This is a genomic window from Rhodospirillales bacterium, from assembly GCA_016712595.1.
GTDB lineage: Bacteria > Pseudomonadota > Alphaproteobacteria > Rhodospirillales > Defluviicoccaceae > Defluviicoccus.
The window spans coordinates 1,054,030-1,067,433 of the sequence record JADJQT010000002.1; the positions used below are offsets into that span (position 1 = coordinate 1,054,030).

The following is a 13,404-nucleotide window of genomic DNA, read 5'->3' on the forward strand; positions in this document are numbered from 1 at the left end:
GGCGCGGTTCAACACCGACGCTGCCTTCAACAAAGACGCGCCATCATTGGCGGGAAATGGGATGTGATGGCTGACCCGGAAAGGAGGCGGACAATGCGCAAGCCGATCATGGCGATGGTGCAGTTGCTGGCAAGCACGGGCGCCCCGTCCGCCGCTGATACCCCGCCTTACCCGATCCGGCTGCGGACCGGGGGCAACGAGGGGCAATGGAGCGAGATGGCGTTCTTTATCAAGACGTTCAACCGGCGCGACTTTTACAGAGGCGGCGACGGCGATCAGTATGATCCGGGCGATCTCAACAAGGTATTTTACTGGATCTACTCGGCAACCGGCGACTATTCGAGCTTCGATGCCAACGCCTATGTCGCCGACTGCATCGCTCGCACCTATCAACGGGTGTTAACCAGCCGCGGCGCCAACGAGGCGGAGCTCAACGCCACCCCCGCCCGCGTGTGGAACGCCCCGATCCGCCCGTTCGCCGCGGGCAGCGTGGCCACCATCGCCGGCCACTATCACTGCGAGCCGTTGTATCGGTAAGCCCGCGGCGATGTGCGGTCGGGGTTGGACCCCCCACCACTACCGCCAAACAAAGGGATCGACGGTCGGAGTGCCCGGAGCCGGTGGAATTCGCTCCGCTCATTCCAGCCTACGGGTCATGTGGAATCAATAATGTGGGAGGGTGCACGATTGCAAAAAAATGCAACTTATGGTGAAAAGTTATCCACCAAAATGAAGTATTTTCATCTTCATTAGTCGTTACGTATCTGTAACGAAATTGGCCGCATCGCAAACCCTTAAGCGGCACGTCTACCAATATCTGTATAATATCTCTTATCGTATCGTCTTTCCAAACTGCAGATTTAAGCCAATCTGCAAAGAAAATATCTACGACATATCTGTTAGATGTTGATAAACATTCTTTCCACACGAGCGCCCTGACAATTCTACTCATTGTCGCTTTTAGTCTAAGCGGCTCGATTCGTATCGCCCATGTCTCTCCAAGGTACACTCCCCCATCTGACGTCACGGGAAGTTTTCGCAAGCCTCTCAATACTTTTTTCTTGAAGGCTACCTTTTCTGGCCGTCGAAAATTGCGAACAGTCTTCTGGAAGAGGATCTGTCCTGCATGTGTCTCACGGCCGTTAGAAAGCACGGACAACACAAAGAAAAAATATTCATCATCAAGCTGAAAACCGCTATTGCACCGACAACAACTCGGTACAGTGATTAAGTCACTTGGCCTTGGCGATGGAAACAGGCACTTTGGTGGAACGTGATCCATAGTAAGCTGTGTGTTTGTGCCGCAATAGGTGCATCTCTTCTTAACATTGCCGAGCAGGTCCACCCGTGATGCCGAAGTATCCTTCACGAACACCCCGTCGTGCTGCCGCAGGTCATGCACTTCAGGCAGGTGCCGTTGCGGACGAGGGTGAAGTTGCCGCAGTCGCCGCAGCTATCGCCCTCGTAGCCCTTGAGGCGGGCGATGCGGGCGAGGGCGGCGGAGTCGTCGAGGTCGCTGGCGGCAGGCTCGGCGATGGCGGCGTTACCGGCGAACAGGACGGTGGTCTCGCTCTGGGTGGTGGTGACGATCGCCGCCGCTTCGGCGCGCACGGCGCCGGAGACGGCCGGCGTGGCGACCGGAGTGGCGATGACCGGTGCGCCAGCCGCCGGCGCGGCGGCGCCGCGCGCGGCGCCTTCGTAGACGCGGAAGCGCGAGCGGACATAGCCCTTGGAGGCGAAGCGCTTGACGAACGGCATAGGGTCCTCGCCGTCGCGCAGGCCGCCCTCGGCGTCGCCGCGGCCGACGGTATCGGGAGTGATGTCCTGCGGCTGGTTGTGGGCGAGGTCGAAGCGGCCGAGATAGGAGACGGCGAGTTCGCGGAAGATGTAGTCGAGGATCGAGGTGGCGTTCTTGATGGTATCGTTGCCCTCGACGAGGCCGGCGGGCTCGAAGCGGGTGAAGGTGAAGGCGTCGACATATTCCTCGAGCGGCACGCCATACTGCAGGGCGATGGAAATGGCGATGGCGAAGTTGTTCATCAGCGAGCGGAAGGCGGCGCCCTCCTTGTGCATGTCGATGAAAATCTCGCCGAGGCGGCCGTCCTCGTATTCGCCGGTACGCAAGTAAACCTTGTGCCCGCCGACCTTGGCCTTCTGGGTATAGCCCTTGCGGCGGTTGGGCAGGGAGTTGCGCGCCATCTTTGTCTCGGCGCGGCCGACGAGGCGCTCGACAAGGCGCTCGCTCAGCATCTCGGCGCGCACCGGCGCCGGCTGAGCAATCGAGGCGGCGAGGGAATCGACGATCTCGTCCGCCTCCTCGTCGAGCACGGCGGCGGAGAGCGGTTGCGAGAGCTTCGAGCCGTCGCGGTAGAGCGCGGTCGCCTTCAGCCCGAGATGCCAGGCGAGCAGGTACGCCTGCGCGCAGTCGTCGATGGCGGCGGCGTGCGGCATGTTGATGGTCTTGGAGATGGCGCCGGTGATGAACGGCTGCGCCGCCGCCATCATGCGGATGTGGCTTTCGACCGAGAGGTGGCGGGTGCCGGTGCGCCCGCAGGCGCTGGCGCAGTCGAAGACCGGGAGGTGGGCGGGATCGAGGCCGGGGGCGCCCTCGACGGTCATCGCTCCGCAGACGTAGGTGTTGGCCGCGTCGATCTCGGCCTTGGAGAATCCCAGCGCCGTCAGCAGGCAGAAGCCGGGGGTATCGAGCCGGGCGGCGTCGATGCCGAGGCGCTCGACGCAGAACGCCTCGCCCAGCGTCCACTTGTTGAAGGCGAAGCGGATATCGAAGGCATCGGCGAGGGCGGCTTCGATGCGGGCGATCGCCTCGTCGCCGAAGCCCTTGGCGCGCAGCGCCGCGTGGCCGATCGCCGGCGCGCCGCGCAGAGTGGCGTGGCCGACGGCATAGCGCTCGATACCGGCGATGTCGTCATCGTCATAGCCGAGGCGGGCGAGGGCGACGCGAACGAGTTGGTTGATGATCTTGAAGTAGCCGCCGCCGGCGAGCTTCTTGAACTTGACCAGCGCGAAGTCGGGCTCGATGCCGGTGGTATCGCAGTCCATGACCAGGCCGATGGTGCCGGTTGGCGCGATCACCGTCGTCTGCGCGTTGCGAAAGCCGTGGGCCTCGCCCAGCGCCAGCGCCCGGTCCCAGGCGTCAGCGGCCGCCTCGGCCAGCGCCTCGTCGGGAACGAAGTCGGCGTTGAGCGGGACCGGCAGGACCGACAGGCCCTCATAGTCGCGCGCCTCGCCGTGGGCGGCGCGCCGATGGTTGCGCACGACGCGCAACATCGCCGCCCGGTTCTCGGCGAAGCGGGGGAAGGCGCCCAGCCCGGCGGCGAGCTCGGCCGAGGTGGCGTAGGCCTCGCCGGTCATCAGCGCGCTGACGGCGGCGCACAGGTGGCGCCCTTCGTCGGAATCATACGGCAGGCCCGCAGCCATCAGGTAACCGCCGATATTGGCGAAGCCGAGGCCGAGGGTGCGGAATTCGTAGGACAGGCGGGCGATCCGGCGCGACGGGTATTGCGCCATCATCACCGAGATCTCGAGAACGACGGTCCACAGCCGCACCGCATGGGCGAAAGCTTCGACGTCGAGGCTGCCGTCCTCGCTCTGGAAGGCGAGCAGGTTGAGCGAGGCGAGATTGCAGGCGGTATCGTCGAGGAACATGTACTCCGAGCACGGGTTCGAGGCGTTGATCCGCCCGCTTTCCGGGCAGGTGTGCCATTCGTTGATCGTGGTGTCGTACTGCACGCCGGGATCGGCGCAGGCCCAGGCGGCCTCGGCGATCCGCGCCCACAGGGCGGTGGCGCGCACCCGCTTGGCGACCGTGCCATCGGTGCGCCGGATCAGCGCCCACTCGCCGTCCTGCAGCACCTTTTCGAGAAAGGCGTTGGTCACCCGCACGCTGTTGTTGGCGTTCTGGCCGGAGACGGTCAGGTAGGCTTCCGAATCCCAGTCGATGTCGAACTCAGGAAAGTCCGCCGTGCGCCGTCCCTGGCGGGCGAGTTCGATCACCCTTTGGATCATGCTCTCGGGGATGAGCGTCTTGCGCGCCGCGCGCATCGCCGCGCGCAGGGCCGCATTGGCCGATGGATCGAAGCGCGCGCCATCACCGGCCAAGGTGCCGTCGCAGCCGTCCTCAACGCCGTCCTCGCCGTCCCAGCACGCCTGCATCACCGCCTCGAGCTGGCGGCGGGCGAGGCGCGAGCCGGTGACCAGCGCCGCCACCTTCTGCTCCTCGCGCACCTTCCAGCCGATGAACTGCTCGACGTCCGGGTGATCGACGTCGACGACCACCATCTTCGCTGCGCGACGGGTGGTGCCGCCGGACTTGATCGCACCCGCTGCCCGGTCACCGATCTTCAAAAAGCTCATCAGGCCCGACGACTTGCCGCCGCCCGACAGCCGCTCGTTCTCGGCGCGCACGCGCGAGAAGTTGGTTCCCGAGCCGGAGCCGTACTTGAACAGGCGCGCCTCGCGCACCCACAGGTCCATGATCCCGCCTTCATTGACCAGATCGTCGTCGATGCTCTGGATAAAGCAGGCGTGCGGCTGCGGGTGCTCGTAGGCCGAGGCCGAGGCTTCGACGTCACCGGTGCGGGGATCGACGTAGAAGTGGCCCTGGGCCGGACCGTCGATGCCGTAGGCCCAGTGCAGGCCGGTGTTGAACCACTGCGGCGAGTTCGGCGCCGCCTTCTGCGTCGCCAGCATGTAGCGGAGTTCGTCGTAGAAGGTGCGGGCGTCGGCCTCGGTATCGAAATAGCCGCCCTTCCAGCCCCAGTAGGTCCAGGTGCCGGCCATGCGGTCGAAGACCTCGACGGCGCTGCGCTCGCCGCGGCTGCGCTCCCCCTCCGGTACCCGCGCCAGCGCCGCCGCGTCCGCCTCGCGCCGCCACAGCCACGCCGGAATGCCCTCTTCCGCCACCGGGGCGAGCTGGCAGGGGACTCCCGCCTTGCGGAAGTACTTCTGCGCCAGCACGTCGCAGGCGACCTGCGACCACGCGGCTGGCGCCTCAACGTTGTCCTGGCGGAACACCACCGAGCCATCGGGATTGCGGATCTCGCTGCACACCTCGCGGAATTCGATGGAGGCATAGGGCGAACGGTCCGGGTGGGTGAAGAGCCGGGAAAAACGCATCTACAAGAGCCTCCGTTCTGCGTGGGCGTTCCAGCCGGGGACTGCGGCGGAGAGCGGCGGAGGGGTAATCCGCGCGTACCGCACTGTCCCCGAAAGGGAGCGAAGCCATTTTGACGGTGCGGCCTCGAGACGCTAGATGACGTGGTCGCAACCGCAGCAGCCACTATATTCAGGGGGTCTCGGAGACGCAACAAGATGTGTGACCCGGATGGCCCAATCCGAACCATATCTGGCGATGGAAGGACGGATGATGGCGCCGCCGTCGCGCCGGCCCCGCGCATGCGCCAGCGGGGCTGGACGCGCGCCGTCGCCGATGCCATAGTGCCGCCGCTTCCTGCGCAGCCACGCGCGTCTCTTGGTCTTTTTGCGAAAATAATGTCGACGATCGGAACGCTGATCTACACATGGATGTTCGGAGAGCGCGTCGGTGACGATGCGTTCGGCAACCGTTACTACCGTTCGCGCCGCCAGCGGCAGAAACTCTACGGACGCGAGCGCCGCTGGGTCGTGTTCAAGGGAATCGACGAAGCGAGCAAGGTGCCGCCGGAGTGGCACGCCTGGCTGCATCACATCAGCGCCGAGCCGCTCACCGAGCGTGCCGCGAACGCGCGCCCATGGCAGAAGCCGCACCTGCCGAATCTGACCGGCACGCCCTACGCCTACCGCCCCAAGGGGCATGAGTTGAGCGGCGGCGTGCGCGCCCGGGCGACGGGTGATTACGAGGCATGGACGCCGGATTGACGCTCACGGTGAGCAGCGCGGAGAACGTCGAGCGGATCGGTCAGGTCGAGGCGCGGGAAATCCTCGTCGGGCTTGCGGCGGCCGGAGTGTTCGCCGCCATTGTCGTACTGTCCTACCTGGGTGCGCTCGGCGACGTGTCCGGCGGCGCGGACAGCTATCGTATCTTCGCCCCGTTCAATCGCATCGATGGCCTGCACGTCGGCGACGAGGTGGAACTCGCCGGAATTCCGGTGGGGCAGGTCGACAGCCTTGAACTGGACAGCGACTTCCGGGCGCGGGTGGCGTTGCGCATCGACGACGACGTGCGCGTTCCCACCGATACTTCGGTGGCGATTCACACCGATGGACTATTCGGCCGCAAATTCGTCGTGCTCGAGCCGGGAGGGTCCGAGGACATGGTCTCCGAGGGCGGTGTGCTGATCTTCACCCAGGATTCGCTGATCGTAAGTGAGCTTCTCGATTTGATCATCGCCGAGGGTCGGGCGCGCGCCAGGGCCGCCGGCGAAGAGGACCCGCACTGATGCGCCGAAACGTCCTTGAAACCGTCATGGGCGCGGTCGTGCTGCTGGTCGCCGCCGTCTTCGTCTCGTTCGCCTATGAAATGACCCAGGCGCGCTCGACGCCGGGCTATACGCTCAACGCCACCTTCGGCAAGGTCGGCGGCCTCGCCGTCGGCAGCGACGTGCGGATCAGCGGCATCAAGGTGGGGACGGTGTCGGATCGGCGGCTGGACCCGCACACCTACGATGCGGTCGTAACCGTGAAGATCGACGAGCAGATCAAGCTGCCCGAGGATACCGTCGCCGCGATCGCCAGCGAGGGTCCCCTTGGCGGGCGCTATCTGCGGCTGCTGCCGGGGACCTCGACCCAGACCATTCCACCCGGCGGGTCGATCAAGGAGACGCGCGGCTTCCGCTCGCTGGAGGACCAGGTTGGCGAGATCATCTTCCTCGCCACCGGCAAGTCCGAGCAGCCGAAATAAGCCGGCAATGACGAGCGCGCAGCAATGGGACCCGCAGGCGTACGCGCGCAATGCGTCCTTCGTGCCCGAGCTCGGATCCCCGCTGATCGATCTGCTGGCGGTACGACCAGGCGAGCGTGTTCTCGATCTCGGTTGCGGTGACGGCGCGCTGACGGAGCGCATCGCCGCCTCGGGTGTCCAAATCATCGGCGTTGATTCCAGCGCGGCGATGGTCGACGCGGCGCGCGCGCGCGGCCTCGATGCCCGCGTCGGCGATGGACGTTCGCTCGCCTTCGTCGCGGCGTTCGATGCGGTGTTCACCAACGCCGCGATGCACTGGATGGGCGACCTCGACGCGGTTTGCCGCCGGGTGTTCCGCGCGCTCGCGCCGGGCGGCCGCTTCATCGGCGAGTTCGGTGCCGCGGGCAACGTTGCCAGCGTCGTCGCTGCGCTGGATGATGTCTTGCAGCGGCAGGGCGTTGATCTGACCGCGCTCAATCCGTGGGTCTTTCCCACCGAGGCGGAGTTCCGTGCCATCCTGCAAACTGCGGGGTTTGAAATCGATTTCGTGAAGGCTTTTCCCCGCCCGACACCGTTGCCGGGGGATATCGGTGACTGGCTGCACACGTTCGCGGGCATCTTTCTCGGCGCGGTCGCGCCCGACGCGCGCGCATCGGTCATCGATGCCGTCCGCGATTGCCTCGCGCCCAGCGCTCGATCCGACGACGGCACCTGGACGATCGATTACGTCCGCCTGCGATTTCGCGCCTTTCGGGCGGCGGGGGTGGACACAAGGAATGGGGCAGGGTGATGCGAAGAGTGCTGCTCGCGGCTCTCTCGCCGTTGCTGGCGATCGCGGCCGTCGCTCGCGCCGATCCTTATCCGGTCGCGGTCCTGCGGGCGCTCGACAAGGTGACCGCGCGGGTGACGACGCTGCGGGCGCCGGTGGGCACGCCGGTTCACTTCGGTGCGCTCGAGATAACCACGGAAGTGTGCGACAAACGGCCGCCGGAAGAGCCGCCGGAGGCGGCCGCGTTCCTCAAGATCATCGAGACTCGCGCCGAGCAGCCGGCGGTCGAGGTCTTTCACGGCTGGATGTTCGCCTCGAGCCCCGGCGTCTCGGCACTGCAGCATCCAGTCTACGATATCTGGGTGCTGGACTGCGAGAACAGTGCCGAGAATACCGAGTCCAGCGCCTCCGGCGGCGGATCGCCGTAAAAGCAGGCGCGGCGGCGCAGGGCCTCGTCAAGGACCTGAAGGTAGGTAGGCGCCGGAATCTCGACTGCGCCGAACTGTTTGAGATGATCGGTGATGAACTGGATGTCGAGCAGGGTGAATCTGCCGAGTTGCAGACGCGCGACAAGGTGGACGAGCGCCACCTTGCTGGCATCGGTCGCGTGCGAGAACATGCTCTCGCCGAAAAACGCCCCGCCCAGCGCCAGTCCATAAAGGCCGCCGACGAGGCGGCCATCCAGCCAGGTTTCGACGCTGTGGGCGTGCCCCAGCCGGTGCAGCTCACAGAACACGCGGTTGATCTCGGTATTGATCCACGTCTCCGGGTGACCCTCGCGCGGCGCGGCGCAGGCCGCGATCACCTCGGCGAAGGCCGTATTGCAGCGAACGGTGAAACGCTCCGAGCGCAGAATCCGGCGCAGCCTTCGGGCGATGTGGAACGATCCTAAAGGCAGGACTCCACGCATCGCCGGCGCGACCCAGTGCACAGTCGGATCGCCCCGGTGGCTGGCCATCGGAAAGATGCCGATCGAATACGCGCGTAGCACCGTTTCCGGTGTCAGCCGTTCGGCATCGGAAAGTCGTCTAATCGTCACCTCGCACGAAGCGCTCCAGCCAGTGAATCGTATAGTCGCCAGCGATGAAGCGTGGCGCCTGGACGAGAGTCTGGTGCAACGGAAGAGTCGTCTCAATACCGGTAATCACATATTCATCGAGTGCCCGGCGCAGGCGGCTGAGGCAGATGGCACGGTCCGGTCCGTGGACGATCAGCTTGGAGATCATGCTGTCGTAATAGGGCGGGACGGAATAGCCGGAATAGAGCGCCGAATCGACGCGCACGCCGAGGCCCCCCGGCGGATGGTAGTCGGCAATGCGGCCGGGGCACGGCGCGAATGTCCGCGGGTTCTCGGCGTTGATCCGGCATTCGATCGCATGTCCGGAAAAGCGGATGTCTTCCTGGGCAAAGCCAAGCGGCAACCCCGCGGCCACGCGCAGCATCTCGCGGACGAGGTCGATTTCGCAGACCATCTCGGTGACCGGGTGCTCGACCTGCAGTCGGGTATTCATCTCGATGAAGTAGAACGCGCCGTCCTCGTAGAGGAATTCAAAGGTGCCGACGCTGCGATAGCCGATTCGTGCCGCCGCCGCCGCCGCGATCGCGCCGATGCGGGCGCGCGCTTCGGCATTGAGCGCCGGCGACGGGGACTCCTCGAGCACCTTCTGGTGGCGGCGCTGCAATGAACAGTCGCGCTCGCCGAGGTGAACGACGGCGCCGTGCCGGTCGGCGAGGATCTGGACCTCAATGTGTCGCGGCTGGACGAGGTACTTTTCAAGATAGACGTTGCCGTTGCCGAACGCCGCCTTGGCTTCAGCGCTTGCCATCGCCAGTGCCGAGGCCAGGTCCTCCGGCGCATTGACCACCTTCATGCCACGGCCGCCTCCCCCCGCGGTCGCTTTGACCAGCACCGGATACCCGACCTCCGTGGCGGTGGCCCGCGCCTGCTCTTCGCTGGTGATCGGGCCATCGGAACCCGGCACCACGGGGATGCCGGCCTCGCGGCACAACCGCTTTGCCGCGACCTTGTCGCCCATCAGCCGGATGTGGTCGGGCGAGGGGCCGATGAAGGCGATGCCGTGCTCTTCGACCATCGCGGCGAAGTCGGCGTTCTCGGACAGGAATCCGTAACCGGGATGGATCGCCTCGGCATTGCTGATCGCCGCGGCGGTGAGGATTGCGACCGGGTTCAGGTAGCTCTCCGGCGCCGGCGGCGGGCCGATGCAGATCGATTCGTCGGCGAGGCGAACATGCATCGCGTGCGCGTCAGCAGTCGAATGCACGGCGACCGAGCGGATTCCCATTTCGCGACAGGCGCGTTGGATGCGCAGCGCGATCTCGCCACGATTGGCGATGAGGATCTTCTTGAACACGGGAGGTCAGACGATGAGCAGCAGGGGCTCGCCGTACTCGACGGGCATGCCGCTGGTCACGAAGATGCGCTCGATGCGTCCGCTGCGATGGGCCTTGATCGGGTTAAACACCTTCATCGCCTCGATCAGTAGCACGGTATCGCCGACGGCGACGACATCGCCGACCTTGATGAACGGCGGTGCCGCCGGGTCTGCTGCGGTATAAACGACGCCGACCATCGGCGATGCGAGAATCCCGGGATGGTCAGCCAGCGAATCGCCCTCGCGCGGCGCGGCGGCGTCCCCGGCGGGCGCGGACGGAGCGGGCGCAACAGACGGAGCGGCGGAGGGAACCGCGACCGTCGTCGCCATCACCGGCGCGGGCGCCTTGACCACGCGCACGCGCCAGCCGCCGGTGTCGTATTCGATCTCGGTCAGCCCGGCATCGACGAGAACGCCCGCCAATTGGCGAACGACTTCAATCTCGGGACCGAACGACTTTTTCTCATGCGTCATGGAGGTGTCCGATGACTTCAGTTGAGGGGGCGCTCGTCGATCAGGCGCGCCGCAGCATCGAGGGCCATCTCATAGCCGAAGCCGCCGAAGCCGCAAACAACGCCGTTGACGACGTCCGAGACGAACGAGTGATGGCGGAAGCTTTCCCGCTTGAAGATGTTGGAGAGGTGGACCTCGATTACCGGAATCGAAACGGCCGCGAGGGCGTCGTGTATGGCGATCGAGGTATGCGTATAGGCGGCGGCATTGATGATCAGCGCCGCGGCGGTACCGCGCGTGTGCTGGATCCAGTCGACGAGCTGGCCCTCATGGTTGCTCTGGCGGAAGTCGAGCTCAAGCCCCAGCGATGCCGCCCGGCGGCGGCACGACGCCTCGACGTCGGCCAGCGTCGCCGCGCCGTAGATTGCCGGCTCGCGGGTTCCCAGAAGGTTGAGATTGGGACCGTTGAGGATGAGAACCTTGGGCAGCATCGATCTCGGCTCACTTGATCGCGCGCGACGACCACAGAGCGACCGCTCGCCCTCGACGCCACGTCAGTGGGTCATAGCACGACCACGGGCTTGTGTAACGCGACAGGTCGAATATGTTAACCGGCACGGGACGGCGCTTCGGCGTCACGTCTTTTGTGAACAGAGCACGGAGCGTCTGCTTGCCATGCAGGTGACGGTAAACGGCGAAGCCAAGGTGATCAGCGCGCCGATGACAGTGGCGCAATTTCTCGCCGATTGTGGCCTTGACGCCCGCAAGGTGGCGGTCGAGCGTAATCTCGAAATCGTACCCCGGTCAGGGTACGACGCGCAGGCCCTCGCCGAGGGGGACCGGATCGAGATCGTTCACTTCATCGGCGGCGGCGCGCCGGACACGGTGCTTCCCATCGTGGGAGACGACGATCCGCTCATCGTCGCCGGGCGGTCCTATTGCTCGCGGCTGCTGGTCGGGACCGGCAAATATAAGGACTTCGACGAGACCGCTCGCGCGATCGAGGCCTCCGGCGCGGAGATCGTCACGGTTGCCGTGCGCCGGGTGAACGTCACCGACCGCAGTCAGCCGATGCTGGTCGATTACGTCGATCCCAAACGCTACACCTACCTGCCGAACACTGCGGGCTGCTACACCGCCGCCGACGCCGTGCGCACGCTGCGCCTCGCGCGTGAGGCGGGTGGCTGGGATCTCGTCAAGCTGGAGGTTCTAGGCGATCAGAAGACGCTGTTTCCCAACATGATCGAGACGTTGGCCGCGGCCGAGCTGTTGATCAGCGAAGGCTTCAAGGTGATGGTCTACTGCAGCGACGATCCAATCCTGGCCAAGCGTCTGGAGGATCTCGGCTGCGTTGCGATCATGCCGCTCGCCGCGCCCATCGGCTCCGGACTCGGCATTCAGAACCCGGTGAACATTCGCCTGATCATCGAGCAGTCCTCGGTCCCCGTGCTCGTCGACGCCGGTGTCGGCACCGCCTCCGATGCGACGGTGGCAATGGAGCTTGGTTGCGACGGTGTGCTGATGAATACGGCGATCGCGGAGGCGAAGGATCCGCTGCGGATGGCGCGGGCGATGAAACTGGCGATCGAGGCCGGGCGCCTCGCCTATTGCGCCGGGCGGATGGCAAAGAAGCGCTACGCCGATCCCTCCTCACCGCTCGCTGGCCTGATCTGACCGGCGATGGCGCATGCTCGGCCGGTGTCGCGCGTCCGTTGCCGAAGAGGTCGGAACGGTTGTCGCGAGCGGCGGGGCGGCAGGGAGGATTGTGACAAAAGCGATGCGTTGTTATTGCCCGCGCCGCGGTTTACGCCTACTTTGCGCCGCGACGATGCGCATCCATCTGCGGCTCCCATCGAAAACGCGGCACGCGATTAAGAGCTGAGCCAAAATTGGGGGATAGTTTAGCGGTAGAACTTCCGGCTCTGGACCGGACAGCCCTGGTTCGAATCCAGGTCCCCCAGCCAAACCGCACGCATCGTTGACATCGCGTTGCCGCCGTTCTTTCGGTGGGTGGCGTTTGTGGTATTTTCGATTAAGAAATCAAAGGGTTGATGGAAGGTCGCGGGTTCCCTGAGGAGCTTGTGATGCGCCCTTCGATTGAAGGAGACCCAAGTGCCGGCGGGTCTTTCGTGCCCGCTGGCGCGTGAGCGGGGTTTGTGGGCGCCATCGCCGTGGTGCCCGGAGGCGTAACGCCGGCGGGTTTATCGCGCGTGCGTCGAGAATTCGCCCTATAACGACGCTTTGAGGCATATCCGGGCGCGCGGGGAGGGGCGCCGAGGCGGGAGCGGTGACGGCGTATTCGGTCAAGGAGATCTATTACACGCTGCAGGGCGAAGGCGTGCAGGCCGGCCGGCCAGCGGTGTTCTGCCGGTTCGCCGGATGCAACCTGTGGAGCGGGCGCGAGGACGATCGGCCTGGGGCCACCTGCACGTTCTGCGATACCGATTTCGTCGGCGTCGACGGGCCGGGCGGCGGGCGATTCGCTTCGGTCGACGCGCTTGCCGGTGCGATCGCCGGACATTGGCCGCAGGCGGGCTCTGTTCGGCCGTTCGTGGTGCTGACCGGCGGCGAGCCGCTGCTTCAAGCGGACGGTGCGCTGATCTCGGCGCTGCATGCCCGTGGCTTTTTTGTCGCCGTCGAGACCAACGGTACGATCGCGGCGCCGGCTGGCCTCGACTGGGTGTGTGTCAGTCCGAAAGGACGGGCGCCGCTGACGTTGCGATGTGGCGACGAACTCAAGTTCGTCTTCCCGCAGGAGGGGCTCGACCCGTCGGCGTTCGAGGCGCTCGACTTCGCGCACTTCGTGCTGCAGCCGATGGACGGGCCGAAGCAGATGCGCAATATACGGCTCGCGCTCGATTACTGCCTCGCCCATCCGCGCTGGCGCCTGAGCTTGCAGACCCACAAGATCCTGAGCATCCCTTGATGAC

13 protein-coding genes and 1 tRNA gene are annotated in these 13,404 nt (G+C 65.4%); 9 read left to right on the plus strand and 5 right to left on the minus strand.

From position 1 onward, the window contains the following. The first annotated feature begins 93 nt into the window (after positions 1-93). Positions 94-537, plus strand: a complete 444-nt coding sequence (locus IPK66_16575) for a hypothetical protein (GenBank protein MBK8176808.1) — start codon at positions 94-96, stop codon at positions 535-537. Between the two features lie 828 nt (positions 538-1,365). Here IPK66_16575 and IPK66_16580 read toward each other — a convergent pair. Continuing rightward, the gene (locus tag IPK66_16580) at positions 1,366-5,136 is read right to left on the minus strand and encodes a vitamin B12-dependent ribonucleotide reductase (GenBank protein ID MBK8176809.1); all 3,771 of its coding nucleotides are present in this window, start codon (positions 5,134-5,136) and stop codon (positions 1,366-1,368) included. Positions 5,137-5,511: 375 nt separating this feature from the next. Here IPK66_16580 and IPK66_16585 point away from each other — a divergent pair, with 375 nt between their 5' ends. The 5 genes from IPK66_16585 to IPK66_16605 are packed head-to-tail and all read left to right on the plus strand — an operon-like array spanning position 5,512 to position 8,056. Beyond that, a complete protein-coding gene (locus IPK66_16585; GenBank protein MBK8176810.1) occupies positions 5,512-5,877 on the plus strand; it encodes an NADH:ubiquinone oxidoreductase subunit NDUFA12 in 366 nt (121 codons plus the stop codon). Then, positions 5,862-6,398, plus strand: coding sequence for an MCE family protein (locus IPK66_16590; GenBank protein ID MBK8176811.1), 537 nt, complete (start codon positions 5,862-5,864; stop codon positions 6,396-6,398). The genes IPK66_16585 and IPK66_16590 overlap by 16 nt, the downstream gene beginning before the upstream one ends. After that, positions 6,398-6,859 carry an MCE family protein gene (locus IPK66_16595; protein ID MBK8176812.1) on the plus strand — a complete coding sequence of 154 codons (462 nt, stop codon included), beginning with the start codon at positions 6,398-6,400 and terminating at the stop codon, positions 6,857-6,859. Before IPK66_16590 ends, IPK66_16595 begins: the two co-directional genes overlap by 1 nt. Before the next feature lie 7 nt (positions 6,860-6,866). After that, entirely contained in the window at positions 6,867-7,649 is a 783-nt protein-coding gene (locus tag IPK66_16600) for a methyltransferase domain-containing protein (protein ID MBK8176813.1), read from the plus strand. Then, positions 7,649-8,056: a DUF2155 domain-containing protein gene (locus IPK66_16605; protein MBK8176814.1), complete on the plus strand. Its 408-nt coding sequence runs from the start codon at positions 7,649-7,651 to the stop codon at positions 8,054-8,056. Before IPK66_16600 ends, IPK66_16605 begins: the two co-directional genes overlap by 1 nt. On the opposite strand, the gene IPK66_16610 is transcribed toward IPK66_16605, so the two are convergent. From IPK66_16610 to aroQ, 4 genes are read right to left on the minus strand one after another with little or no spacing between them, the layout of a single operon-like run. After that, on the minus strand, positions 7,978-8,661 hold the full coding sequence (locus IPK66_16610) for a leucyl/phenylalanyl-tRNA--protein transferase (GenBank protein ID MBK8176815.1): 684 nt from the start codon (positions 8,659-8,661) through the stop codon (positions 7,978-7,980). The two genes, IPK66_16605 and IPK66_16610, sit on opposite strands and share 79 nt — an antisense overlap. Beyond that, entirely contained in the window at positions 8,657-10,000 is a 1,344-nt protein-coding gene (accC, locus tag IPK66_16615) for an acetyl-CoA carboxylase biotin carboxylase subunit (protein ID MBK8176816.1), read from the minus strand. Before accC ends, IPK66_16610 begins: the two co-directional genes overlap by 5 nt. A 6-nt stretch (positions 10,001-10,006) precedes the next feature. After that, positions 10,007-10,495, minus strand: a complete 489-nt coding sequence (locus IPK66_16620; protein MBK8176817.1) for an acetyl-CoA carboxylase biotin carboxyl carrier protein — start codon at positions 10,493-10,495, stop codon at positions 10,007-10,009. A 17-nt stretch (positions 10,496-10,512) separates the two neighbouring features. Beyond that, the gene (gene aroQ, locus IPK66_16625; protein ID MBK8176818.1) at positions 10,513-10,965 is read right to left on the minus strand and encodes a type II 3-dehydroquinate dehydratase; all 453 of its coding nucleotides are present in this window, start codon (positions 10,963-10,965) and stop codon (positions 10,513-10,515) included. A gap of 184 nt (positions 10,966-11,149) precedes the next feature. Between aroQ and thiS the strand changes: the two genes are divergently transcribed. From thiS to queE, 3 genes are all read left to right on the plus strand, one after another. Then, positions 11,150-12,148, plus strand: a complete 999-nt coding sequence (gene thiS, locus IPK66_16630) for a sulfur carrier protein ThiS (protein ID MBK8176819.1) — start codon at positions 11,150-11,152, stop codon at positions 12,146-12,148. Positions 12,149-12,364: 216 nt separating this feature from the next. Beyond that, positions 12,365-12,438, plus strand: a tRNA-Gln gene (locus tag IPK66_16635). A 323-nt stretch (positions 12,439-12,761) separates the two neighbouring features. Continuing rightward, entirely contained in the window at positions 12,762-13,400 is a 639-nt protein-coding gene (queE, locus tag IPK66_16640; protein ID MBK8176820.1) for a 7-carboxy-7-deazaguanine synthase, read from the plus strand. Positions 13,401-13,404 lie beyond the last annotated feature (4 nt).

What these genes read in the sequence shown, in the direction of transcription:
- IPK66_16575 (MBK8176808.1), top strand. Translation starts at nt 94, where the DNA reads ATGCGCAAGCCGATCATGGCGATGGTGCAGTTGCTGGCAAGCACGGGC.
- IPK66_16580 (MBK8176809.1), bottom strand. Translation starts at nt 5,136, where the DNA reads ATGCGTTTTTCCCGGCTCTTCACCCACCCGGACCGTTCGCCCTATGCC.
- IPK66_16585 (MBK8176810.1), top strand. Translation starts at nt 5,512, where the DNA reads ATGTCGACGATCGGAACGCTGATCTACACATGGATGTTCGGAGAGCGC.
- IPK66_16590 (MBK8176811.1), top strand. Translation starts at nt 5,862, where the DNA reads ATGGACGCCGGATTGACGCTCACGGTGAGCAGCGCGGAGAACGTCGAG.
- IPK66_16595 (MBK8176812.1), top strand. Translation starts at nt 6,398, where the DNA reads ATGCGCCGAAACGTCCTTGAAACCGTCATGGGCGCGGTCGTGCTGCTG.
- IPK66_16600 (MBK8176813.1), top strand. Translation starts at nt 6,867, where the DNA reads ATGACGAGCGCGCAGCAATGGGACCCGCAGGCGTACGCGCGCAATGCG.
- IPK66_16605 (MBK8176814.1), top strand. Translation starts at nt 7,649, where the DNA reads ATGCGAAGAGTGCTGCTCGCGGCTCTCTCGCCGTTGCTGGCGATCGCG.
- IPK66_16620 (MBK8176817.1), bottom strand. Translation starts at nt 10,495, where the DNA reads ATGACGCATGAGAAAAAGTCGTTCGGTCCCGAGATTGAAGTCGTTCGC.
- aroQ (MBK8176818.1), bottom strand. Translation starts at nt 10,965, where the DNA reads ATGCTGCCCAAGGTTCTCATCCTCAACGGTCCCAATCTCAACCTTCTG.
- thiS (MBK8176819.1), top strand. Translation starts at nt 11,150, where the DNA reads ATGCAGGTGACGGTAAACGGCGAAGCCAAGGTGATCAGCGCGCCGATG.